The following is a 20,937-nucleotide window of genomic DNA, read 5'->3' on the forward strand; positions in this document are numbered from 1 at the left end:
TTTCGGGCCGCCCAAGGCTGCGTCCCGGCATGTTCTTCAACGCTCTATAAGTTCTGCGCGAAACCGGCAGCATGCAATCACGGACACATGCTGTTACACCTTTGCGGTGCGATGGGACGACTCACGGCGACCTCGCGGAACGCGAAGCGCCATGAATGCGGTGGAAAAGATGAGATGAAAAGCAACGGCAGCAGCGCGGACCGGGTCGACGCGCGCAACCGGTCAGTCACGCTGCCTTGACGCGCTCCAACGCCGTCGCAACCAGTTTTTCCAGCAAGGGTTCGATTTTCACAGCCAGCGTTTCGTCGTACGCATACGGCATCTGCTCCTCCATATACGTAATCTGCGACAGCTCGAGTTGCACCGCGTGCACACCCTGTGACGGCTGCCCGTACTGCCGGGTGATATACCCGCCCTTGAAGCGCCCGTTGGCGACAGCGGAATAACTCCCATGCCGCTCGACCACAGCGGCCAATGCCTCGCCTAATCCGGCCACCGCGCTGGCGCCGTTCGACGTGCCGAAGTTGAAATCCGTCAAACGTCCTTCAAAAAACCGCGGCACATGCGAGCGAATCGAATGCGCTTCCCAGAGCAGCACCTTGCCGTGCTTCGCCTTCAGCGCGGCAATCTCGCTCGCCAGTGCATCGTGATAGGGCTTCCAGTAAGCATCGCGACGACGCGCGACTTCGGCGTCGGTCGGCAGATGGCCTTCGAGGTACAGGGGCTCCTTGTCAAAGGTATCGACCGGCAGCAAACCTGTGGTGTCCTGCCCCGGATACAGATTCGCGCCGTCGGGCGGACGATTCAGATCGATCACATAACGCGCATACGTCGGCGACAGGATCGACGCGCCCATGCGGCGCGCAAACGCGTAGAGACGGTCGAGGTGCCAGTCGCAATCGTCGGTGCGCTGCGCGACCGGCGTCATCGTTGCGGCGATATCGGCGGGGATTTGCGTGCCCAGATGCGGAATCGAAATCAGCAACGGCAGGCTTCCCTGATGCAGCGAAAAAATCGGCGGAGGCGTTGCAGTAGACGAAGCAGTCATGTCAGTCCGGAATCGATAAAAGTCGAAGGCTCAGTTTACTCAGGAAGTCACGCGAGCATTTCACTTCTGTAAGTCGCTTCAGCAACTCACTTGAGCAAATCGGCAAGCGCCACGCGATAGCGCGCGTACGCAGCTTCTTCGTCGCGATGACGGCGATTGTCGACCACCTTGTCGCCGCCTGCGTAGACATCGCGAATCGGCGTCTCGCCATGCTCACAGAATACAACGCCCGAGAGCCACGCGCCCGGCGCGTGTTCGGCGATACTCGAATGATCCGCATCGAGCACCAGCCAGTCGGCACGGCTGCCGGCTTGCAATGCGCCGACCGCGCGGCCCGTTGCATGCGCACCGCCGTCGAGCGCGGCGTCGAACAGACGGTCCGCCACATGCGTGGCCTGCGCCGAAGCCAGCACATTGCGCTGCCGACGCGTGAGACGCTGCCCGTATTCGAGCAATCGCAATTCCGCCCGCCAGTCGACGCCGATATGGCTATCCGACCCGACGCCGATGCGCCCTTGCGCGTCGAGATACTCGTGCGCCGGAAAAATGCCGTCGCCAAGATTGGCTTCGGTGGTCAAACACAAACCGGCGACCGCGCCGCTTTTCGCAAGCGCCAGTGTTTCGTTCGCATCGACGTGCGTCGCGTGCACGAGGCACCAGCGGCTGTCGACGTCGAAGCGATCAAGCAGCCATTGCACCGGCCGCGCACCTTCGGTTTCAACGCAGGCGTCGACCTCGGCAGTTTGCTCGGCGATATGAATGTGGACCGGCGCGCTTCGATCGATGCCGTTCAGCAATGCACGCAACGAATCGGCCGATACCGCGCGCAATGAATGCGGCGCGACGCCATAGCGCAACGCCGCGCTCTCGGGACGCGCCGCGCGCAACGTGCCGAGCAGATCGAGCAGACTCTCCGGCGTATTGATGAAGCGCTGCTGATCTTCACGCGGCGCGCGCGAGCCGAAACCGCTGTACTGATACAGCACGGGCAGCATCGTCATGCCGATACCGCTTGCCGATGCCGCATCCACCACGCGCTGCGCCAGTTCCGCCTGGTTCGCATAGCGGCTGCCATCCGGCGTGTGGTGCACATAATGGAATTCGCAGACCGACGTGTAGCCCGCTTTCAACATCTCGATGTACAGCCACTGCGCGACAGCAGCGAGTCCTTCCGGCGTGATTCGCGCGGCAAAGCGGTACATCAGATCGCGCCAGCTCCAGAAATTATCGGTGGCGCCTGTACCGGATGCCGCGCGATATTCGGTGAGACCGGCCATCGCGCGTTGAAACGCATGCGAGTGAAGATTCGGCATGCCGGGCACCACAGGGCCAGCGGCTTTTTGCACACCGTCAGGAACCGCCGCCGTATCGGGTGTGACCGATGTCAGCGTGCCGTTTGCGTCCCATTCCAGCAGCACATTGCGGCGCCATCCGTCGGGTAAATAGGCGTGATCGGCGAATAGTGATTGTTTTGCTTGCATCATCTCTCAGGCCCTAGCTCAATTCACGCCGCGTATAAACGGTCTCGCCCGCGCGTACGACTCGCGCGCACAACGGACGCCCAATCCAGTAAGCCAGCTCGGCCAGCGACTCCACCGACCACACCGCGAAATCCGCCCCGCGCCCGGCTTGCAGCGAGCCGTGCGTGTCCGCCTTGCCGAGCGCGCGCGCCGCATGCGCTGTCACGCCTTGCAGCACTTCGGGCACGGTCATGCGGAACAGCGTGGTCGCCATGTTCATCATCAGCAGCAGCGAGGTGGTGGGCGACGTGCCGGGATTGCTGTCGGTGGAAATTGCGATCGGCACCTGATAGCGCCGCAGCAAGTCCAAAGGCGGCAATTGCGTCTCGCGGATGAAGTAGTACGCGCCGGGCAGCAGCACGGCGACTGTACCGGACGCTTTCATCGCGGCAACCCCGGCTTCGTCGAGGAATTCGAGGTGATCCGCGGACAGCGCGTGATGACGCGCGGCCAATGCCGTGCCGCCGCCGTTCGACAACTGCTCGGCATGCATCTTCACCGGCAGCTTGTAGCGCTCCGCTGCGTTGAACACACGCTCGCTTTGTTCCAGCGAAAAACCGATGCGCTCGCAGAACACGTCGACGGCATCGACCAGGCCTTCGTCTGCCAACGCGGGCAGCATCGTATTGCAGACTTCGTCGATATAAGCGTCGGCTCTTCCGGCGAATTCGGGCGGCAAGGCGTGTGCACCGAGAAACGTCGTATAGACCGTCACCGGATAGCGCTCGCCCAACTGACGCGCGACGCGCAGCATCTTGCGCTCGCTCGCGAGATCGAGGCCGTAGCCGGATTTGATTTCGATCGCCGTGACGCCTTCGGCGAGCAACGGTTCGAGGCGCGCGGCCGATTGGCGGAACAGCGCGTCTTTCTCGGCGGCACGCGTGGCGCGCACCGTCGACACAATGCCGCCGCCCTGCCGCGCGATTTCTTCATAACTGACGCCCGCGAGACGCTGCGCGAATTCATCCGCACGCTGGCCGCCGTATACCAGATGCGTATGGCAATCGACGAGACCTGGCGTCACCCATGCGCCGTGCAGGTCTTCACGCGGCCATGCGGCGTACTCGGCGGGTAATTCGGAAGCTGCGCCGAGCCATGCGATCTTGCCGTCTTCAACGGCAATCGCAGCATCGGGCAGCGTGTGTTGGGGATCGCCCTCGGGGCAGAGTTTCAGGTGATGCCAGACGGTTTGCTTCATCGCGGGCTCTTTGCAGCTCGTTGCGTGTCTGTGGTGATTCGCGGCGCGCTTTGACTTGCCTTCGCTTAACCTTTGCCAGGATCTAAGCGCGCGTGCGAATCGTCGTCATCGTTGCAGTCTCACGTATAGCGGATGCTGATCGCGAGTAACGCACCAGCGCCCTTGACCGTGCATGACAGCGCGTTCGGCGTGCCGATGTGCAGTGTGTCATCGGCCTCAAGCACTTGCGGTTGCGTGTCACCACCGAGTGTGAGCGAAACCGAACCGCTTGCGCAGAACAACAGCACGACGTCGGCGGACACCGTGCGCTGCGTATCGCCGCGCCACACTTCAGTTTCGCCCACTGCCGCGCCACGGCAGACCATCAGGTTGAAGTCGCGCGTGGCGCCGTCAACGAGGCGTGCATCGATTTGCGCTTCGCCCGCGAACTGCGCGATATCGAGCGGCTGAATCAATGCGAGCGTGTTCACGGCGTGAGTGCTCGCGCCGTCTGTTTCATCGAGCAACATGCCCGCACCCGACAACAACACGAGTGTGCGATCGATGCCCGCGAAACGCGAGAATGGCCCCGCTTGCGCGACATCGGCAATGCTCACGCGCCACACGAATGCATCGAGCCCGGCGCCTTGCGGAAACGCCGCGACTTCACGCGTGACGCCGCCGCCGTTCTTCCACGGCGCCGCCACGAGATCGGCGCCACGGATGAGCGTTGTGCTTGCCATGCTACCGACAGGCGTGCTGTGAAGCGCCACGATCAACGGCCCAGCATCGGCAGATTGAGGCCTGCCTCGCGCGCCGTTTCCTGCGCGAGTTCATAGCCCGCATCCGCGTGACGCATCACACCGGTTGCCGGATCGTTGAACAGCACACGGCCGAGGCGCACCTTCGCGGCGTCCGTGCCGTCAGCGACGATCACAACGCCCGAGTGCTGGCTGAAGCCCATGCCCACTCCACCGCCATGATGCAGCGAGACCCACGACGCGCCGCCTGCCGTGTTCAGCAGTGCGTTGAGCAACGGCCAGTCGCTGACTGCGTCCGAGCCGTCTTTCATCGATTCGGTTTCGCGGTTCGGACTCGCCACCGAACCCGTATCGAGGTGATCGCGGCCGATCACGATCGGTGCCTTCAGCTCGCCGGTCCTGACCATTTCGTTGAACGCCTGGCCCAGACGGTAACGATCCTTCACGCCGACCCAGCAGATCCGCGCCGGCAGGCCCTGGAACGCGATACGTTCGCGCGCCATGTCGAGCCAGTTGTGCAGATGCGGATCGTCAGGGATCAGTTCCTTGACCTTCGCGTCGGTTTTGTAGATGTCTTCCGGATCGCCCGACAGCGCGACCCAGCGGAACGGGCCCTTGCCTTCGCAGAACAACGGACGGATATACGCCGGCACGAAACCCGGGAAATCGAACGCGTTTTCCACGCCCATTTCCAGCGCCATCTGACGGATGTTGTTGCCGTAGTCGAGCGTAGCGGCGCCGCGCTCCTGCAGCGTCAGCATCGCCTGCACCTGCTTGGCCATCGACTGCTTGGCCGGCGTCACAATGCTGTCCGGCGCCGTCTTCATGCGCTCGCGCCAGTCTTCGACGCTCCAGCCTTGCGGCAGGTAACCGTGAATAGGATCGTGAGCGCTAGTCTGGTCGGTCACGCAATCCGGCGTGATGCCGCGCGTCACGCATTCGGCGAACACATCGGCTGCGTTGCCCAGCAGGCCGATCGACACCGGCTTGCCTGCCTTCTTCGCTTCGTCGAGCATGGCGAGCGCTTCGTCGAGCGTCTTCGCTTTCCTGTCGACGTAACGGGTCTTGAGACGAAAGTCGATGCGCGTCTCGTCGCACTCCACGGCGATCATCGAGAAGCCGGCCATGGTTGCCGCCAGCGGCTGCGCGCCGCCCATGCCGCCGAGACCACCCGTCAGAATCCAGCGTCCCGAAGGATCGCCGTTGAAATGCTGGTTCGCCACCGAGAAAAACGTTTCGTAGGTGCCCTGTACGATGCCCTGGCTGCCGATGTAAATCCAGCTACCGGCGGTCATCTGCCCGTACATCATCAGACCCTTGCGATCGAGTTCGTGGAAGTGTTCCCACGTTGCCCAATGCGGCACCAGATTCGAATTCGCCAGCAACACGCGCGGTGCGTCCGCATGCGTCTTGAACACGCCGACCGGCTTGCCCGATTGAATCAGCAGCGTCTCGTCTTCATTCAGGTCCTTCAGCGATGCGAGGATCTGGTCGAAGCAATCCCAGTTGCGCGCGGCACGGCCGATACCGCCGTACACGACCAATGCGTGCGGATGCTCAGCGACTTCCGGGTCCAGATTGTTCTGGATCATCCGGTACGCGGCTTCCGCGATCCAGGTCTTGCAGGTCTTTTCCGGGCCGCGCGGCGCGCGGATCGTGCGGGTCGGGTCCAGACGCGGGTCGATGTGTTTCGGGTTGTTCATGGTGGCCCTCGGGATGCGTGAAAATGTTCGGGAGAAGTTCGGGGAAATGAGTCTGGAAAATGAGTCGGAGAAAGCGGCTAAATCAGAAATGTCCGGTGAAACGATAGCGGTTGCCGGGGTGCCAGAGATTGGCAATCGAAGCGACCTGGCTTTGCGACCACGTGCGCCGATGCAGCACGAGACACGGTTCAAGTTCATCCATGGTCAGCAACTCGCGCGTGTCAGCATCCGCAGCCAATGCTTCAATGCGGTACTCGACGCGCTGCAGCGGCGCCACACGCACCAGATACTGATTCGGCGTGGTGTTCGTGAAGTCCTGTAACGCATATTCGGGCGCGACCGCCGGGTTGACCCAGCGCTCTTCGAGTTGCACCGGCTCGTCGTTTTCGAAATGCAGCACGCGCGAATGAAACACAGGGCTGCCCGCGCTCACCTGCATTTCTTCCGCAAGCGCTTCGTCGGCAATGCTCGCGCCGATGTGCAATACCTTCGCCTGATAACGATGACCGCGCGCGACGATTTCGTCGGAGATGCTGCGGATCGCCACCAGCGTCGATTCGTACTTGGGCCGGGCTACAAACGTGCCCGAGCCCTGCACACGCGTCAGCACCTGTTCCGAGGTCAACTCGCGCAACGCGCGGTTGACCGTCATGCGCGCGACGTTGAATTCGCGTGCAAGCTCGTTTTCGGAGGGCACCTGGTCGCCTTCAGCCCATTCGCCCGCATGGATGCGGCCGAGGATGAAGTCCTTGATGCCCTGATAGGCCGGTGCGTTCATTGGTTTGATTGGCGTGCTTAAACGTGTTTTTCGAGCTTACTGTTCGGATGTGAACGAGAACGGGCTCAGCTTCGCGATCGTGCCGTTCTGCACGAGATGCGTCACAGCCTCGATATCCGGTGCGAAGTAGTGATCGAGTTCGTAATGCGCGACGTCCTTGCGCACCGCGTCCATCACTTTCTGCAGGCTCGGGCTGGTCTTGTGCGGCGCACGCAGGTCGACACCTTGCGCGGCAGCGAGCAACTCGATCGACAGGATGTTCGCGACGTTTTCAGCGATGTCGCCAAGCTTGCGCGCAGCGAACGTGGCCATCGAAACGTGATCTTCCTGGTTCGCGGACGTGGGCAGCGAATCGACCGAAGCCGGATGCGCGAGCGTCTTGTTCTCGGAGGCGAGCGCCGCGGCGGTCACGTGAGCAATCATGAAGCCCGAATTCACACCGCCATCACGCACGAGGAACGGCGGCAGACCCGACAGCGTCGTGTCGATCAGCAGTGCGATGCGGCGTTCGGCCAGCGCGCCGATTTCAGCGACGGCAAGCGCGAGATTGTCAGCGGCGAATGCGACCGGCTCAGCGTGAAAATTGCCGCCCGACAGCACTTCGCCGGTGTCCGGGAAAATCAGCGGATTGTCGGAGACGGCGTTGGCTTCCAGCAGCAACACGTTGGCCGAATGGCGCATCTGGTCCAGACACGCGCCCATCACTTGCGGCTGGCAGCGCAGGCTGTACGGGTCCTGCACCTTGTCGCAATCGGCGTGCGAGACATTGATGCCCGAGCCTTGCAACAGCGAACGGTAAGCCGTTGCCGCATCGATCTGACCTTGATGACCGCGCAGTTCGTGAATGCGCGCGTCGAACGGCTTGACCGAACCCGCTGCTGCGTCCACCGACAACGCGCCCGCCACCAGTGCGGTGCGGTACAGGTCCTCGATGGCGAACATGTTGTAGAGCGCGAGTGCGGTCGACGCTTGCGTGCCGTTCAGCAGCGCCAGACCTTCCTTCGCTTGCAGCGTGAGCGGCTTGAGGCCGATCAGCTTGAGGCCTTCGATAGCCGGCATGCGCTCGCCCTTCGCGAACACGTCGCCGACGCCGAGCAAGGCGGCCGACATATGCGCGAGCGGCGCGAGGTCGCCCGATGCGCCAACCGAACCCTTGACCGGAATCACCGGCAGGACGTCGGCGTTGTACAGCGTGATCAGCGCTTCCATCACTTCACGGCGGATGCCCGAGTGGCCGCGGCCGAGGCTCGACAGCTTCAGCGCGATCAGGAGACGCACGACCGGACGCGACATCGGCTCACCCACGCCGACCGCGTGCGACAGCACCAGATTGCGCTGCAGCAATTCGAGCTGATCATGCGGAATGTGCGTGCTGGCGAGGCGCCCAAAACCCGTATTGATGCCATAGGCCGGTTCGCCCTTCGCGGCGATATCGGCGACGGCTTTGGCGCAGGCGTCGATGGCGGCATGGCTGGCAGGATCGAGTTGCAACGCGACGTGTTCGCGTGCGATCTGGCGCAGTTGCGGGAGGGTCAGGTAGCCGGGCTTCAGAATCATCATGGTGTTGTGTCCTGTCTTGTCTATACAATTCGAGAGAAGTCTACCGTCGCCGTCTTGTATATACAACTTGTTTTTGCGGCTTCCAGCCTGGGAGTTTCCATTAGGACCGGATGCTTGCTGAGCATACATATCGGTTGAGCCGCGGTTTGAAGTGGCAATGCCGATCACACTGCATTTCACACCGTATTCGCTCATTGCGACGGATAACTTGTATATACACGTTCAAAATGCAGGGCGCCAAGCGGACAAAAAGATTCAATGCGCCGGCTGCAGCAACTGGCACGCCGGGGCGACCAATGCGCCCATTCCCCTCGGCGCCGATGCGCCGCTGCCCTGCAATCTCGATGCGCCTCTTCAAGAGTTATAGGAGAACGCGCTGGCGACGCAAAAAAGCCCGCGCACTCATACGAGCCACGGGCTTTGTTCAAACGCACTACTGGCGAAGGACTCGCTAAAGCCTCACCCGCGCCGCAATGAAATCCAGGAAGCACTGCACGCGCCCTGCCAGCGACGCGCTCTGGTAATACACCGCGCTCACCGGCTGCCGTTCATCGACCAGCACGTTGCCGAGAATCGGCACCAGCCGCTCTTCGCGCACGTCGGCGGCGGTCATAAAGTCGGCGAGACAGGCGATGCCCCATCCCGACAGCGCCAACTGACGCAGCGTCTCGCCGCTCGACGCGGTGATCGCCGGCTCGATTTTCAGCGCCTCTGCTTTGCCCTTTCCGCCGCTCCGCAATGGCCAGCGATTCAGATGCTCCGGCGCTGTAAAGCCGATCAGACGATGCTCGCGCAGCGCTTCCACCGACCTCGGCTCGCCGTATTCCGCTAGATACGCTGGACTGGCAAGCACTCTCAGCTTGCTGCTGCCCAAGGTGCGCGCATGCAAGGTCGAATCCTGCAACACGCCGATGCGGATCGCGATATCCACCTTCTGTTCGAGCAGATCGACGATTCGCTCGTTGCTGGTCAACTCCAGACGAATCTCCGGATACAGCGCGGAGAACGCCTTCATATGGGGCGCCACGCAATGAAGCATGAACGGCGACGCCGCATCGACACGCAAACGCCCCGACGGCCGCTCGCGCCCGCGTGTGACGGATTCTTCGGCCTCTTCCATCGCGTCGAGAATGGCCCGGGCCCGCTGCAGGAACGCCTCCCCCTCTTCGGTGAGTTGCAGACGGCGCGTCGTGCGCCGTACCAGCGCCGTGTCGAGTTTCTTTTCGAGGCGCGCGAGCGCCCGGCTGACGCCAGAGACGGTCTGCCCCAACTTCTCCGCCGCCGCGGTGATCGAGCCGCTATCGATCACCGTGACGAACACCAGCAATTCGTCGGTCGAAGTTTTCATTATTGATTTCAAATCAAGATTGATTTGAGACTAACACGCTTTTTGCGAGAATCAAGACGGTGGATACTGCGTGCATGTCACCAAGTTTCCATCCTGGGGAGAACGTCTTGAAGATTTTCATTACTGGCGCAAGCGGCTTTATCGGCGGTTCGATCGCGGCGCACCTCGCACGCGCCGGCCATCAGGTGCGCGGCTTGATCCGCAAGCCCGAACACAGCGCCGAATTGCAACGCCTCGGCATCGAACCTGTCATCGGCACGCTCGACGACCGCGAACTACTGATTGCAGAAGCCAAAGCCGCCGACGCGGTCATCAACGCCGCGAGCAGCGACCATCAAGGCGCGGTGCAAGCGCTGATCGATGGCCTGGCCGGCTCCGGCAAGCCGTTTCTGCATACCAGCGGCTCGAGCATCGTCGGCGATGCATCGGGCGGCGAAGCGGGCTCTGAAGCGGGCAAGGCACGTATCTATCACGAAGACGCGCTGCCCGAGCCGACCGCGGACAAAGCGGCGCGCGTCGCCATCGATCAACTCGTGCTCGACGCAGCGCAGCAGAACATTCGCTCGGCGGTGCTGTGCAATACGCTGATCTATGGTCACGGCGCAGTGCCGGGTAGCGCAAGCGTGCAGTTGCCGCGCCTCGTGCGTCAGGCGCAAAAGAGCGGAGTCGTGCGACATGTGGGCAGTGGCGGCAACATCTGGTCGAACGTGCATATCGACGACGTCGCCGAACTCTATCGCCTCGCGCTGGAGAAGACACCGGCGGGCACGTTCTACTTCGTCGAAAGCGGCGAGGCGTCGTTTCGTGACATGAGCACCGCGATCGCCCGCGTGATGAAACTCGGCGAGGCGCAAGACTGGCCGCTCGAAGAAGCGCAGAAGGAATGGGGCTACGAAATGGCTTCGTACGGGCTGGGTTCGAATAGCCGTGTGCGCGGTGAGCGCGCACGCAAGCTGCTCGGCTGGCAGCCCAAACGTACTTCGGTGATCGACTGGATCGAGCACGACATGATGTCCGCCTAGGGATTGCCGCCGGGGCGCCCCCCAAGAGAACTTCCTCCGGGGCGCCCCCCAAGGGGACTTCCTCCGGGGCGTAATTTGTGTAAGCACAGTCGTTGCGAATCCGTAAGCTCAACTCGCTAGAATCCGCCTCACGTAATAGTGCGATTCGACGATACGAGTCGCGCGCGAGCCCGGATTTAATCGATGAACTTGGCGCTGAACTTCGACTGGCTGACCAACCTGCTAGCGATCCTTTTCGTCGTGGCGTGTCTGTACGACTCACGCTACGACGAATACGGCACGTTGACGCTGTCAGCGGCCGCGATGGGCCTGGTGGTAATGGCGATCGAGCTGTTCCTCAGGCCCGCTTTCGATATGTCGCTTTGAGTTCGACGCTGCGCGAGGCAGCGTCATCAGGTTGAATTCACGCGTCACCGCGCGCCGCATTTCGCGCCGCACCTCGCCGTTGACAGACCATTGCGAGCACAAGCGCGAGCGGCCACGTCAGACCGCGACTTCCGGCGGCGCCTGGCGGAAACAGCGCGTGATCCAGCCGAGATAGCACAGTCCCAGCACGAACCACACCGCACCCAGCACCAGCGCGGTTTTCTCGAGGCTCACCAGCAGCCAGATATCCGCAATCGCGCCGGCCAGCGGAAACAGCAGGCCACCGATCACGCCCATCGCATTCGCACTCCCCTTCGCGTTGAAAAACTGGCGAATCACACACAGATTGACCGCGGTGAACGCGAGAAACGCACCGAAGTTGATGAACGAGGTCGACGTCGCCACATCGAGCTTCAAGGCGACGAGACCGATTGCTCCCGCAATCGCGATGTTCAGCGCCGGTGTCTTGAACTTCGGATGCACGAAACCGAAGATGCGCCTGGGCAATACTTCGTCGCGTCCCATCGCATACAGCAAACGTCCCACGCTTGCCTGCGCCGAGATGCCCGAGGCGAACTGCGCGAGAATCAGGCCGGCCAGAAACACTGTCACGAAGATATCGCCGCCCACTTTGCGCGCGACTTCGAAGGCGGCCGAATCCGGGTCCTTGAACACCGCCCCCGGGTGCGCGAGTTGCACCGTGTACGCGGCGATCACGAAGATCGCGCCGCCGATCAGCGCGATCAGCACGATCGCGCGCGGCATGGTCTTTTCAGGAGCGATGGTTTCTTCGGTCAACGTCGATACCGCGTCGAAGCCGAGATACGAATAGGCAGCAATCGCGGCGCCCGCCATCGTCGCCGATAACGGCACATGCGGCTTGAAGAACGGCTCGGCCGAAATCAAACCGCCGGGGCCGGCCGCCGCGGTCACATAGTGGCAGCACAGTACGACGAACAACGCGACGATCGCGAGTTGCACGACCATCAGCACGATGTTGAAACGGTTCGCGAGCTCGATACCGAGAATGTTCAGCGCGCTCGTCAGGACGATGAACGCAATGATCCAGATCCAGCTCGGAATGTGCGGAAACGCGGCACTGAGATACGCGGCGCCGATCAGCCAGATCACCATCGGCAGGAAAAAGTAATCGAGCAAGGTGGCCCAGCCAATCATGAAACCCAGATGCGGATTGAAGGTTTTGCGCGTGTACGTATAGGCTGAACCCGCCACCGGGAACAGCCGCGCGAGCTTGCCGTAACTGAGCGCGGTGAACACGATAGCGATCAGCGCAATCAGATACGCGAGCGCGGCGGTATCGTTGCTGGCGCTCGCCAGCACGCCGTAGGTGCCGTAAACGATTAGCGGCGCCATATAGGCGAGGCCGAACAGCAGGACGGAAGGCAGGCCAAGCGTACGCTTCAGATGCGCGGCTTGGGGCGCGGCAGGTGCGCCTGCGCGCTCGGTGGGTGATGTTGGGGTCATGCGGTGTCTCCTCTTGCGAATGGGCGAGCTTCGCCAGGGGCGGCGTTAAACGCGTCCCGGTCGAGCTTTGTCGATCAGACCTGCTGGATGCGCGTTTGACGCGCAGATGGTTCTTTGCGTGATGTGGGGCGCGTAAGTGCGTAGGTGCGCTTATGTGTGCCCGCACCTACACATCTGCACCTACGTACCCCTCAACGCACGCGGATCACACGCGCACGTTGCCCGTGCTCGCCATCCACTGTCGCGAGGTCGAGCGCAATGCGCGCGTCATGCAGATAACGATAGTGTTCGCGCGCGCCTTCGAGACGCGCCGGATCGAGCGTGGCGCGCAGGACTTTTTCTTCCTGCCCGGCGTCGCACACCACGTCGCCCAATGGATCGATCAGCGCCGATTCGCCGGGGAACGTGAGATTGTCGTCACCTGTACCGATGCGATTCACGAGCGCCGCGAACATCTGATTCTCCATGGCGCGCGCCACGATCGCCCGGCGATGCACCGGCCCGAACGGCTCCATGTTGCCGTTCGTCACGATCAGGAGATCGGCGCCCAACGACGCGACCGCGCGCGCCGTTTCGGGGAACTCGATGTCGTAGCAGATCAGCAGCCCAACGGTCAGGCCCTTGAAGCTGCATACTTCGTAACGGTCGCCCGGTTCGAATACACCCACGTCCGAGGCCCACAGATGAGTCTTGCGATAGCGCAGCGCGATCTCGCCGTGTTCGTCGACCAGCACCGTGGTGTTGAAAAAGCGGTTACCGTCACGCTCGGCGAGACCTACCGCAACCGCAACACGTGCTTCGCGCGCCGCATTGCGCACTGCGGTAAGCGACGGCCCGTCGATCGGTTCGGCGACGTCGCCGATGGTGTGGCGCGTCGGAAAGCCCGACAGCGTGGTCTCCGGAAACACGATCAGATCGGTCCCGGCCGAACGTAGGCCGATGGTCTGCAGCACGCGTTGCACGTTTCTACCGCCCACGCCCGCCGCGCCATCCACAATCGGAATCTGTGCCAGTTCGAGTTGAAGCATTCTGTCTCCTATGTCGACCAGAGTTGGCGCTTTAGCGCTTACTCTAGTCCCATGCAAAGCACTTATTCTGGTCCCATGCAAAATGGTTACGGTCCTTGCCGGACTGCTTCGCGTTAAATAGCGGCTGATATCGGGTCGCCCGCGTTTCAGGTTGGGCCTATTATTACCAGACATATTTTTGTTCGTAATCACCCGGCTGGGTTACCCTCAACGGAGCACGCATGGAACTCGAATGGCGCGATCTGGCCTTTCATCGCGAGATCGGCGCGGTTATCGAAGCACTCGACAGCGCGCAATTCTGGACTCGCCTCACGCGCGCGCTCGAACGCTATGTCGTGTTCGACAACTGGGTCGCGCTGCGCTTCACACCGGGTGTCGCGCCGCTCGTCTGCGCAGAATCGCCCACACCAGACGGCACGGTGGATGCAATGTTCCAGGACTATCTCGCCGCGCTTTATCAACTCGATCCGTTTTATATCGCCGCAACCGAGAAGCCTGCGTCCGGCTTCGTCACACTTGCGGATGTCGCGCCCGACAACTTCTCGATGACCGACTACTACCAACGATACTTCAGAAAAAATATCGTCGGCGATGAAGTGCATTTCAACTACATGATCGACGCGAGGCATACGCTGGCGTTCTCGCTGGGCGCCACCCAGCGCTACGGCGAGCGCGACCTGGCGGTGCTCGCACTTTGTGCGCCATGGGTCATTGCGCTGCTGCGGCAGCGCTTGCCGTACGAGGCATTCGACGCGCCGGAGGCCGCCTCGAGCGCGGCGGTGACGCAAACAACGACGGGCGCAACGACAGAAGCAGGCGCCCCGGCGGACACGCCCACCTATGCCGCACGCTTCGAGCAGGTGTCATCGACGAGCGGACGCTCGCCACTCACAGCACGCGAAGTGGAAGTGGCGATGCTGACCTTGAGCGGATTTTCAACGCGCGCCATCGCGGAGAAACTGGTGATCTCGTTCGAGACGGTGCGCGCGCACAAGAAGCACATCTATACGAAGCTCAACGTCAACTCGCAATCGGAGTTGTTCGCGCTGTTTTATGAAGCAGGACGCAAAGGGGCATGACGTTCCGCTCTTTCCTGCGAGCGCACGACTGACACGCACGACCGCCGCGCGCTTCGTCATCACGATCCGCATGCGGCGCAACCACCCGCCTTCTCTTCATAGCGATCGTGATGCTTGAGCCATTCGCCCATATTCTTCTTCTCGTCGCGGCCTTTCGGCGTGACGTCGAAATGCGCGTATGTGCCAAGGAACTGCTCGCCGCCGCGTCCGTAGGTGGAATACGTGTGATAGACGTCGCCCGCTTCGTCCTTGTAGAACACGCTGTGACCGGGTAGCTCGTCGATGCCGACGTCCTGTTCGGTGAAGTTGTAGAACGCCTTTTTGCTGGCGATCTCCTCCGGCGTGAACGACACGTGATAGTCGAAATTGAAGTCGGTCTCATTCGACGACACCCACGGAAACTTCCAGCCCATCCGTTTTTTGAAAGCCTCGATCTTCGCGAGCGGCCCGCGCGAAACCGCCACGTACGACACGTCGTGATGCTCGAGATGCGTCAGGATGCCGTCCATATGATCCGACACGAACGAGCAGCCGAAGCAGCCCTCTTCCCAATCCGGGCCGAACATGAAGTGATAGACAATCAATTGGCTACGGCCGCCGAACAGATCGGCGAGCGTCTTGCGGCCCTGCGGCGTATCGAACAGGTAGGTCTTGTCGACCTTCACCCAAGGTAGCGCGCGACGTTTGCGGGCAAGTTCATCGCCTGCACGTGTGTACGCTTTCTCTTCGACCAGTAGCGCCTTGCTGGCGGCAAGCCATTCTTCTCTCGTACCAACCCGGTGTTGCGGATCCATGTACGTCTCCTTCTCTGCGTCGTGCAGGTTAGATAGAGCAAAATCACGCGAAGTAGCGTTCCAGCGAATCGAGGCCACCGCTCCAGCCGGCTTGATGCAGATCGCGCGTTTCTTCGTCGACGAACTGCTCGTGCGTGAGTGTCAGCAAGGTGCCGTTACCGTCCGGCCGTAACAGCACCGTGACGAGCGACTCCTGTTCCGGACTCGAACGCCACGCCCATGTGAACACCAGCCTGGCGTCGGGCACCACCTCCAGATACTGGCCGCCAACCTCGATTTCCCGGCCATCCGGCTTGCGATACACAATCGTGAAGCGCCCATCGACGCGCGCCTCCAGTTCCGCGCGAACCACGTCGGAGTCGCCCGGATGCATCCACTTCATGAGCTGCGCCGCCTCCGTCCAGGCGCGGAAGACTTTGGCGGGCGCGGCGTTGAGCCGGCGCTGGAGGGTGAGGCTGGGTTTGGCGGACATGGGGTTTCCTCTTCGACGAAAGCGGCAAGACGATCGAGCGATTGAGACCAGAAGCGCTGATAGCGGGTGAGCCATTCCATGGCTTCCTCCATGGGTCCGCCGCACAGGCGGCAGGCCACCGTACGGCCGGTTTTGCTGCGCGTAATGAGACCGGCCTCGGACAACACGTCGAGGTGCTTCATCACCGCGGGCAACGACATCGCAAACGGCTCGGCGAGCTCACTGACCGACAGATCGCTCAGTTCGGACAGACGCGCGAGCAACGCACGCCGCGTCGGATCGGACAGCGCGGCGAAAGTGCGATCGAGTAGCATTTCATTAAACTTAACCATGAGGTTAAGTATAGAAACACACGTGAGGATGTCAAGGACAGGTACGCACTTTTTTCAAAGCACGCAGGAAGAGGCGAAGGGGATGCTACAAAAAAGATACGCGGCGCATCGCAGATAAAACCCTGCAATACGCCGCGTCAAGGTGGAGAACAACCGACTACACGTTCAAGCAGAGCGCCAGAAAAAAGCCGCCCCACTCTTGCGTTACAGCAAATCGCGCAAAACGCAATGCAGCAGAATCAGATCGCCCAACCGCCGAGATAGAAGCCAACCAGCACGACAGCGATGACCACCGTGCCCACGTTCAGCTTGCGATACTCGCCGCTCACCACGCGGCCGATCACCAGCGTCGCGAAGCCGAGCATGATGCCCGTCACGATATTGGCGGTCAGCACGATGAACACGGCGCACATCAGGCCCGACATCGCGTCGACCATGTCCTCCATGTGCAGCTTGCTCACGTTGGAGAGCATCATCAGACCGACGTACATCAGCGCCGGTGCCGTTGCATACGACGGCACGAGACTGGCCAACGGCGAGAAGAACATCACCACCAGGAACAGCAGACCGACCACCGCCGCCGCCATCCCCGTCTTCGCGCCGGCAGCAACGCCGACCGTCGATTCGATGTAGGCAGCCGCCGGTGCGCCACCGAGCAGGCCCGAGAAAATCGAGCTCAGCGAATCCGCCGTCAACGCACGGCCGCCGTTGATGATGCGACCGTTTTCGTCGAGCTGGCCCGCCTGGCCGGCAACGGCGCGAATCGTGCCGGTTGCGTCGAACACAGCGGTCATCACCAGTGCCAGCACGCTAGGCAAGACGGCCATCGACAGCGCGCCCTTGATGTCCATCGCGCCGATCAGCGAAGCATGGCCCGGTGCACTCAACGCAGGCAGTGCGAACACGCCGTGGAAGGCCACCGCCGGATCGATCAGGAGAGCAATCGCCGAGATCGTAACGATCACGATCAGGATCGAACCCGGCACGCGACGACGCACCAGACCGAAAATCGCAGCCAGCCCCGCCACCGACATGATCGCCGGCAACGCCGTGATATTGCCGAGCGCGACCGGCAGGCCGGCACCCGGATTCTTCACGACCAGACCCACGTCGTTGGCGGCGATCAGCAGCAGGAACAGGCCGATGCCGATCCCCGTGCCATGCGCGATGCCCGTCGGCAGGTTACGCAGAATCCACGAACGCACGCCCGTCACCGAGATGCCGGTGAAGACGACACCCATCAGGAACACCGCGCCGAGTGCGACATTCGGATGCAGACCTTTACCGAGCACGAGGCCGAACGCGGTGAACGCGGTCAGCGAAATCGCGCAGCCGATCGCAATCGGCAGACGCGCCCACACACCCATCAGCAGCGAGCCGAACGCGGTGGTCAGGCACACGGCGACAAACACCGCGCTGGTGTCGAAGCCCGCTTTGCCGAACATGCCCGGCACGACGAACACGGAATAGACCATCGCGAGGAAGGTCGTGATGCCCGCGACGATTTCCGTACGCTGCGAGCTGCCGCGTGAAGAGATTTCGAAGTAGCGGTCGAGAAAGCCCTTTCCGTCGAATGATTCGGCGCCGACTTCAGAAATCGGTTGGGCGTGGGGTTCCATCATGATGAGTGCCTCCTTTATCAGCGTGCTGAAACGGCCCGTATTCCGGCCGCCATCAGGTTCGTCTCGTTGCGTTGATCTAATGTGGTGTGGCAAGGTTTGAACGTCGGCTTGCGATGCGTCCGGGCAACCCGCCTTCCGTCCTTCTTTTGCTGTCTCGAAATGTAGGGCAACACAAATATATCTCCTATCGCATGGATGGCATGCCCGACATGTCGCGATGCTTATATCGTTTAAGGGACGGCAAACCAGGTGGGCGCTCCACGCGTTTACACCTACGGTTTGTCATGAAGTTGTGAAAGGGTTTTGAGGGGTTCAGCGCGCCAAAAACGGCGCCCGGCGCGCGGCCGGACGTTCGCAACGCGGCATGCGTCTTGCGTCGGGGACACCTGTCAGAAGCCCTTCAAAACCGGGCCACCCGACGCCGCGGGTTACACTCTGGCCCTTACCCGACTTAACTGCGGCGGTCCACAGCGCCCGTCCGCACTGGCCGATGGAGTCCTTCTTGATGAGTGGCGGTTTTTCGCGTCCTGCCTGGCGTCTTCTGATCCTTGCTGTGTTCGCGCTATTCGCGCTGTCCGGTTGCAGCCTGCTGTGGGGCCCGGGACAGGCGCCGATTGTCGATGCCACGGTGATGCCCGTCGAACCCGCGAGCGCTCCCGCGGCCGCCTCCGCGCCGGAACCGGTCGAGACGGAAGCGGCCGAACCTGAACAGCAGAAGAAGCCCAGGAAACCGGTCGTCAAGCCGCGCAAGGTCGAACCGCCGCCGCCAGTCGCCACGCCCGCACCGCCGCCCCCTGCGCCCCCGCCGCTGATCGTGCTGCGCACGATCGAGCGCAGCGAGGCGCGCGCCCTGCTCGATAGCGAAGTCCAGAAGCCCGACGGCAAAGTGGTGGGCCGCGCGGTCGATATGATCGCGGATGCGAGCGGCAAGCCGCGCGAGATGGTGGTCAACCTGCAAGGCTTCCTCGGCGTCGGCGATCGCAAGGTCAATTTCCCGTGGAGCGCGTTCCGCTTTACGCCGACCGCGAAGACCGCGCCGATCATGCTCAACGCGGCGGCCGTGCCGACTCCTGCGGCCAAGTCCACTGCCGTGCAATTGCAGCTGATCGACACCGATGTCGAGCGTTCGAACGGCGCCAAGGTCGGCCGCGTGATTGACGTGCTGATCGACGCCAACGCGCAGCCGCAGGCGGTCGTGCTCGACGTCAACGGCATGGTCAGCACCGAGCGGCGCACGATTGCCGCCAACTGGTCGGCGCTGCGTTTTGTCACGAAAGACAAGGAACTGCATCCGCTGATTGATCTGAGCGACGCGCAGATCAATGCAACGCCGCCATACGCCAGCGACAAGCCGATCCGCGCGGTGTCCCCGGCGCCGGCACCCGCTCCGGCGCCCGCACCCGCCGCTGCGGCTTCCGCCGCGCCGGCCACTGCCGTTACGGCGGGTTCCAACGCACGGGCGGCCCGATGATAGGCCGCACTTTGGTAAACGCGCGCAGTCTGCGCGCACTCGATTGGCTGAATTTTTTCGTCGCCAACGTGCAGACGGGTTTCGGGCCGTTCATTGCGTCGTACCTTGCCTCGCACAAGTGGACCCAGGGCGAGATCGGCATGGCGCTGTCGGTCGGCACCATCAGCGCGATGGTGAGCCAGGTACCGGGCGGCGCTGCCGTCGACGCGTTGCGCAACAAGAAAGGCGCGGCCGCATGGGCAATCTTCGCGATCATCTTCAGCGCGGTGCTGCTGGCCGCGAGCCCGACCGTGCTCCCGGTGATTGCCGCCGAGGTGTTCCACGGTTTTGCCAGTTGCATGCTGACGCCGGCGTTGGCCGCGATCTCGTTTGCGCTGGTGGGACGCGCGAATCTGGGCGACCGGCTGGGACGCAATGCCCGCTGGGCGTCGATCGGCAGTGCCGTGGCGGCCGGGCTGATGGGCGTATTCGGCGAATACTATTCGCCGCGCGCGGTGTTCTGGCTGACGGCGGCGCTGGCCGTCCCTGCGCTGTTTGCGCTGACGATGATCCAGCGCACCGACACGATCGAGCTGCCGAAAACCGGGCCGACGCCTGAACAGATCGAACGACGCGAGAGTCTGCGCGAGTTGCTGCGCGACAAGCGGATGCTGTTGTTCGCGGCGTGCATTGTGCTGTTCCATTTGTCGAATGCGGCGATGTTGAATCTTGCTGCCGGCGAAGTGACGGCCGGCATGGGCGACAACGTGCAGCTCGTGATTGCCGCGTGCATCATCGTGCCGCAGGCGATCGTGGCGATGATGTCGCCGTGGGTCGGGCGCTCTGCCGAGCGGTGGGGGCGCAGGCCGATTTTGCTGCTCGGGTTTTCCGCGTTGCCGATACGGGCGTTGTTGTTTGCCGGAATCAGCAGCCCTTATTTGCTGGTGCCGGTGCAGATGCTGGACGGCCTGAGCGCCGCGGTGTTCGGCGTGATGCTGCCGCTGATTGCCGCCGATGTGGCCGGTGGGAAGGGGCGGTATAACCTTTGTATTGGGTTGTTCGGGTTGGCTGCCGGGATTGGGGCGACGTTGAGCACGACGGCTGCTGGGTTTGTGGCGGATCACTTTGGGAACGCGGTGAGTTTTTTTGGGCTTGCTGCTGCGGGCGCGCTTGCGGTTCTGCTCGTGTGGGCGGCGATGCCCGAGACGCGGGATGCAGCTGCGGATGATGCGGCTGCGGCTGTGGGGGATGGGAAGTCGGCTGTTAGATGATCGGTTTTTTTGCCTTTGGCGGCGGCATTTGGGTGGTTTGTGTTTTGCCTGCGGCGGCGCTTTGTTTGTCTGTTCGCTTGCGGCGTTGGCCTTTCCTTGTTTTCTTAGTGGTTTATTAGCG

At 62.2% G+C, this 20,937-nt stretch carries 20 protein-coding genes; 6 read left to right on the top strand and 14 right to left on the bottom strand.

What is annotated here, in order from left to right; all coding sequences use genetic code 11:
- Positions 1-226 precede the first annotated feature (226 nt).
- From hutG to hutH, 7 genes are all read right to left on the bottom strand, one after another.
- On the bottom strand, positions 227-1,048 hold the full coding sequence (gene hutG, locus PQQ52_RS31245) for an N-formylglutamate deformylase (protein WP_408220317.1): 822 nt from the start codon (positions 1,046-1,048) through the stop codon (positions 227-229).
- Between the two features lie 86 nt (positions 1,049-1,134).
- Entirely contained in the window at positions 1,135-2,532 is a 1,398-nt protein-coding gene (locus PQQ52_RS31250; protein ID WP_408220320.1) for a formimidoylglutamate deiminase, read from the bottom strand.
- Between the two features lie 10 nt (positions 2,533-2,542).
- Positions 2,543-3,766 (bottom strand): imidazolonepropionase, encoded by a 1,224-nt coding sequence (gene hutI, locus PQQ52_RS31255; RefSeq protein WP_408220323.1) that lies wholly within the window; start codon positions 3,764-3,766, stop codon positions 2,543-2,545.
- 119 nt (positions 3,767-3,885) lie between these two features.
- Positions 3,886-4,488, bottom strand: coding sequence for a HutD/Ves family protein (locus tag PQQ52_RS31260; protein WP_408220326.1), 603 nt, complete (start codon positions 4,486-4,488; stop codon positions 3,886-3,888).
- Between the two features lie 32 nt (positions 4,489-4,520).
- A complete protein-coding gene (gene hutU, locus PQQ52_RS31265) occupies positions 4,521-6,209 on the bottom strand; it encodes a urocanate hydratase (RefSeq protein ID WP_408220329.1) in 1,689 nt (562 codons plus the stop codon).
- A gap of 82 nt (positions 6,210-6,291) precedes the next feature.
- Positions 6,292-6,987: a histidine utilization transcriptional repressor HutC gene (gene hutC, locus PQQ52_RS31270; protein WP_408220331.1), complete on the bottom strand. Its 696-nt coding sequence runs from the start codon at positions 6,985-6,987 to the stop codon at positions 6,292-6,294.
- A gap of 36 nt (positions 6,988-7,023) precedes the next feature.
- On the bottom strand, positions 7,024-8,547 hold the full coding sequence (gene hutH, locus PQQ52_RS31275; RefSeq protein WP_408220334.1) for a histidine ammonia-lyase: 1,524 nt from the start codon (positions 8,545-8,547) through the stop codon (positions 7,024-7,026).
- A gap of 157 nt (positions 8,548-8,704) precedes the next feature.
- On the opposite strand from hutH, the gene PQQ52_RS31280 reads away from it, so the two are divergent.
- Positions 8,705-8,914 (top strand): hypothetical protein, encoded by a 210-nt coding sequence (locus tag PQQ52_RS31280; protein WP_408220337.1) that lies wholly within the window; start codon positions 8,705-8,707, stop codon positions 8,912-8,914.
- An 84-nt stretch (positions 8,915-8,998) separates the two neighbouring features.
- On the opposite strand, the gene PQQ52_RS31285 is transcribed toward PQQ52_RS31280, so the two are convergent.
- Entirely contained in the window at positions 8,999-9,895 is an 897-nt protein-coding gene (locus PQQ52_RS31285; RefSeq protein WP_408220340.1) for a LysR substrate-binding domain-containing protein, read from the bottom strand.
- 107 nt (positions 9,896-10,002) lie between these two features.
- Here PQQ52_RS31285 and PQQ52_RS31290 point away from each other — a divergent pair, with 107 nt between their 5' ends.
- Together PQQ52_RS31290 and PQQ52_RS31295 are read left to right on the top strand one after the other, a co-directional pair.
- Positions 10,003-10,917, top strand: coding sequence for an NAD-dependent epimerase/dehydratase family protein (locus PQQ52_RS31290; protein WP_408220343.1), 915 nt, complete (start codon positions 10,003-10,005; stop codon positions 10,915-10,917).
- Between the two features lie 183 nt (positions 10,918-11,100).
- Positions 11,101-11,283: a hypothetical protein gene (locus tag PQQ52_RS31295; RefSeq protein WP_408220346.1), complete on the top strand. Its 183-nt coding sequence runs from the start codon at positions 11,101-11,103 to the stop codon at positions 11,281-11,283.
- Between the two features lie 117 nt (positions 11,284-11,400).
- Here the strand turns inward: PQQ52_RS31295 and PQQ52_RS31300 are convergent, their stop codons facing one another.
- Both PQQ52_RS31300 and PQQ52_RS31305 read right to left on the bottom strand, forming a co-directional pair.
- Positions 11,401-12,768, bottom strand: coding sequence for an APC family permease (locus tag PQQ52_RS31300; protein WP_408220349.1), 1,368 nt, complete (start codon positions 12,766-12,768; stop codon positions 11,401-11,403).
- 191 nt (positions 12,769-12,959) lie between these two features.
- A complete protein-coding gene (locus tag PQQ52_RS31305; RefSeq protein ID WP_408220352.1) occupies positions 12,960-13,796 on the bottom strand; it encodes a carbon-nitrogen hydrolase family protein in 837 nt (278 codons plus the stop codon).
- Between the two features lie 221 nt (positions 13,797-14,017).
- On the opposite strand from PQQ52_RS31305, the gene PQQ52_RS31310 reads away from it, so the two are divergent.
- The gene (locus PQQ52_RS31310; protein ID WP_408220355.1) at positions 14,018-14,875 is read left to right on the top strand and encodes a helix-turn-helix transcriptional regulator; all 858 of its coding nucleotides are present in this window, start codon (positions 14,018-14,020) and stop codon (positions 14,873-14,875) included.
- Between the two features lie 59 nt (positions 14,876-14,934).
- Here PQQ52_RS31310 and PQQ52_RS31315 read toward each other — a convergent pair whose 3' ends face one another.
- From PQQ52_RS31315 to PQQ52_RS31330, 4 genes are all read right to left on the bottom strand, one after another.
- Entirely contained in the window at positions 14,935-15,669 is a 735-nt protein-coding gene (locus PQQ52_RS31315) for a DUF899 domain-containing protein (RefSeq protein ID WP_408220357.1), read from the bottom strand.
- A 43-nt stretch (positions 15,670-15,712) separates the two neighbouring features.
- Positions 15,713-16,141 carry an SRPBCC family protein gene (locus PQQ52_RS31320; RefSeq protein ID WP_408220358.1) on the bottom strand — a complete coding sequence of 143 codons (429 nt, stop codon included), beginning with the start codon at positions 16,139-16,141 and terminating at the stop codon, positions 15,713-15,715.
- Positions 16,048-16,455 (bottom strand): ArsR/SmtB family transcription factor, encoded by a 408-nt coding sequence (locus PQQ52_RS31325; protein WP_408220359.1) that lies wholly within the window; start codon positions 16,453-16,455, stop codon positions 16,048-16,050. Before PQQ52_RS31325 ends, PQQ52_RS31320 begins: the two co-directional genes overlap by 94 nt.
- A 257-nt stretch (positions 16,456-16,712) precedes the next feature.
- Positions 16,713-18,095 carry an NCS2 family permease gene (locus PQQ52_RS31330; RefSeq protein WP_408220361.1) on the bottom strand — a complete coding sequence of 461 codons (1,383 nt, stop codon included), beginning with the start codon at positions 18,093-18,095 and terminating at the stop codon, positions 16,713-16,715.
- A gap of 505 nt (positions 18,096-18,600) precedes the next feature.
- Between PQQ52_RS31330 and PQQ52_RS31335 the strand changes: the two genes are divergently transcribed.
- On the top strand, positions 18,601-19,566 hold the full coding sequence (locus tag PQQ52_RS31335; protein WP_408220363.1) for a PRC-barrel domain-containing protein: 966 nt from the start codon (positions 18,601-18,603) through the stop codon (positions 19,564-19,566).
- A complete protein-coding gene (locus PQQ52_RS31340) occupies positions 19,563-20,816 on the top strand; it encodes an MFS transporter (RefSeq protein ID WP_408220365.1) in 1,254 nt (417 codons plus the stop codon). Before PQQ52_RS31335 ends, PQQ52_RS31340 begins: the two co-directional genes overlap by 4 nt.
- Positions 20,817-20,937: the final 121 nt, after the last annotated feature.

The organism is Paraburkholderia sediminicola, from assembly GCF_046030555.1.
Classification (GTDB): domain Bacteria; phylum Pseudomonadota; class Gammaproteobacteria; order Burkholderiales; family Burkholderiaceae; genus Paraburkholderia; species Paraburkholderia sediminicola_E.

Bases quoted from the DNA above. Each gene is read 5' to 3' on its own strand.
- hutG (WP_408220317.1), bottom strand. From the start codon at position 1,048: ATGACTGCTTCGTCTACTGCAACGCCTCCGCCGATTTTTTCGCTGCAT.
- PQQ52_RS31250 (WP_408220320.1), bottom strand. From the start codon at position 2,532: ATGATGCAAGCAAAACAATCACTATTCGCCGATCACGCCTATTTACCC.
- hutI (WP_408220323.1), bottom strand. From the start codon at position 3,766: ATGAAGCAAACCGTCTGGCATCACCTGAAACTCTGCCCCGAGGGCGAT.
- PQQ52_RS31260 (WP_408220326.1), bottom strand. From the start codon at position 4,488: ATGGCAAGCACAACGCTCATCCGTGGCGCCGATCTCGTGGCGGCGCCG.
- hutU (WP_408220329.1), bottom strand. From the start codon at position 6,209: ATGAACAACCCGAAACACATCGACCCGCGTCTGGACCCGACCCGCACG.
- hutC (WP_408220331.1), bottom strand. From the start codon at position 6,987: ATGAACGCACCGGCCTATCAGGGCATCAAGGACTTCATCCTCGGCCGC.
- hutH (WP_408220334.1), bottom strand. From the start codon at position 8,547: ATGATGATTCTGAAGCCCGGCTACCTGACCCTCCCGCAACTGCGCCAG.
- PQQ52_RS31280 (WP_408220337.1), top strand. From the start codon at position 8,705: ATGCCGATCACACTGCATTTCACACCGTATTCGCTCATTGCGACGGAT.
- PQQ52_RS31285 (WP_408220340.1), bottom strand. From the start codon at position 9,895: ATGAAAACTTCGACCGACGAATTGCTGGTGTTCGTCACGGTGATCGAT.
- PQQ52_RS31295 (WP_408220346.1), top strand. From the start codon at position 11,101: ATGAACTTGGCGCTGAACTTCGACTGGCTGACCAACCTGCTAGCGATC.
- PQQ52_RS31300 (WP_408220349.1), bottom strand. From the start codon at position 12,768: ATGACCCCAACATCACCCACCGAGCGCGCAGGCGCACCTGCCGCGCCC.
- PQQ52_RS31305 (WP_408220352.1), bottom strand. From the start codon at position 13,796: ATGCTTCAACTCGAACTGGCACAGATTCCGATTGTGGATGGCGCGGCG.
- PQQ52_RS31310 (WP_408220355.1), top strand. From the start codon at position 14,018: ATGGAACTCGAATGGCGCGATCTGGCCTTTCATCGCGAGATCGGCGCG.
- PQQ52_RS31315 (WP_408220357.1), bottom strand. From the start codon at position 15,669: ATGGATCCGCAACACCGGGTTGGTACGAGAGAAGAATGGCTTGCCGCC.
- PQQ52_RS31320 (WP_408220358.1), bottom strand. From the start codon at position 16,141: ATGTCCGCCAAACCCAGCCTCACCCTCCAGCGCCGGCTCAACGCCGCG.
- PQQ52_RS31325 (WP_408220359.1), bottom strand. From the start codon at position 16,455: ATGCTACTCGATCGCACTTTCGCCGCGCTGTCCGATCCGACGCGGCGT.
- PQQ52_RS31330 (WP_408220361.1), bottom strand. From the start codon at position 18,095: ATGATGGAACCCCACGCCCAACCGATTTCTGAAGTCGGCGCCGAATCA.
- PQQ52_RS31335 (WP_408220363.1), top strand. From the start codon at position 18,601: ATGAGTGGCGGTTTTTCGCGTCCTGCCTGGCGTCTTCTGATCCTTGCT.
- PQQ52_RS31340 (WP_408220365.1), top strand. From the start codon at position 19,563: ATGATAGGCCGCACTTTGGTAAACGCGCGCAGTCTGCGCGCACTCGAT.